Source organism: Bradyrhizobium sp. MOS001 (genome assembly GCF_004634465.1).
In the GTDB taxonomy this organism is placed as follows: domain Bacteria; phylum Pseudomonadota; class Alphaproteobacteria; order Rhizobiales; family Xanthobacteraceae; genus Bradyrhizobium; species Bradyrhizobium barranii.
The window spans coordinates 1-1,774 of the sequence record NZ_SPVJ01000149.1 but is presented as its reverse complement, the minus strand read 5'-3'; the positions used below and the strand labels follow the sequence as shown (position 1 = coordinate 1,774).

1 protein-coding gene is annotated in these 1,774 nt (G+C 59.0%); it reads left to right on the top strand.

What is annotated here, in order from left to right; translation table 11 throughout:
* Positions 1–1,147: 1,147 nt before the first annotated feature.
* Positions 1,148–1,522, top strand: coding sequence for a hypothetical protein (locus tag CT676_RS43530; protein WP_135217341.1), 375 nt, complete (start codon positions 1,148–1,150; stop codon positions 1,520–1,522).
* Positions 1,523–1,774 lie beyond the last annotated feature (252 nt).

Sequence of the window (1,774 nt, the reverse complement as noted above, 5' to 3'; positions counted from 1 at the left end):
TTGCCCCATTGATCAGCGAAAGGGAGGATACCATGGTCCGTGACCTTTTGCTCCTCGTCGCCGTTTCGATTGTTATCTGGAGCGTCTTTGGAAATTCGCACACAGGACCCCGGCACCCGCGAGGTGAAGCACTCTCCTTGAATGCCGTTCCGGATTTGCAGCGAACGTCTGAGTTCAGTCCGTATGTGAGGACAGAGCGCTGATAGTTCTGTCGCCCTGTGCCCAAGTCAGCACTCGCAGGCCAGTCTTGTATCTCCTACGCGCACTCTCGTGAGCCCAGCACGTTCTGCACAGGGTCAGCGGAGGATGGCTGTTGGGGTAGCTCCGGACCTCTCCTGCGGAGTTGCGGCACTTGTCGCTGTCGCAATTGGGATTGTTGTTTGGATTATTCACATGGGCCCCGGTCAGGTCGCGATCTGCCTAAAGTGAACGAAGATTGTGACGAGTGCGTGCATGGGAAAAGCCTCACCGCGCCGAACAGGCCGCTCCAGCGGTAGGGTCGCGAGCATGCTGGAGCCGCGCAGTCACGACGTGCAAAGCGCTCCGGGACGAATTGGACCGGCGCGAAGCGTGATTCAAATGCTGTCGAGCGCCAGCGTTCCTATTGAAGATGTGTTGGAGGCAGGCTACCCGCGAATTTAATGTGGCAACGTATCATTTGTAAGCGCGCGAGCGCGCCGAAAGCAGAGGATGGCGTCGGTGCGCTGGACAAGCCGCGCGCTCGCGGCCCCAGCGTCCCCGGCCTCCTTTGTCCCAAAAGCCCCCGGAGAGGATTGGGGCCGTCGCGCGGCAACCGAACGTGCGAGACTTCAGGCTGACATCTGGTAACAAGGAGATTGCGAGGAGGCTCGGCGGCACCGCCAAGCAAGTCTCACAGCAGAAAGCCAGGCTGCTCGCGCGATTGCAGATCAATTCGCCCGACGAGATCGCCGATGCATGAGCGATGGGCGGCCTGGCCCAGCTATCGAGGCATCACGTAGAATCTCGCCCGCGAAACCAAGCGCACGTCTCTTGTAGGAGCGGTCGGCGCACACTATTGGGCTAGGATCAAAGATCATCCGCGCCGCTGCCACTGGTCCAAGGTTAACGAATGGTTAAGCCGGATCTGGGAGGTTGCAATGGGGGTGACCTAAAAAAGAGGTCCACCATGTTGAGGCTGAAGGAAGCTGCCCCGGTATCTCGCGATTTGAACATCGGCCAGATCGACACCGCCGAGTTGCTGCTGCACCGCGTGTACGCCTTTGGAGCGGCCGAGGGAAGCCCCGGCGACTCAGTGGGGCAAGACGATGCGGGCTGGGAACGGGCAGAAATGGCTCTCCTACAGGCGGAGATTGACACCCAGCGCCAAATTATCAAGCTGCTCCGCAACGAATTGTCAGACCTGAAAAAGGAACGGGACGCTTGGCGCAGTCGGGCTCACAGGCTGTGTCGATCGGTTTCGACTGACCTCACGGCCACCCCGCGCCCCGGATCGTTTGCGGCATCTCTCCACCAACGTCGAATACATTTCCGGCAGCATTGACTCAAACAATTGCCGCAAGGACCGCACCTCGCCGACAATAAGGGTGCCCCTGGGTCATTGTACTCGAGGTGCAATGTGATTCTGACGAGACCAGAACCTTCGCCTACGTGGCGGGTCAAAAAGCTGACCTCTCCTCCTTATGGGTACGCGCCCTAGCACTACTTTGGCAGAATGTGTTTGCGCCCCTGTTTTTCAAGGATTTGCTTTCGGCAATATGGGCACTGCTGAGACGGCGGCCGAAGGATGAGATCG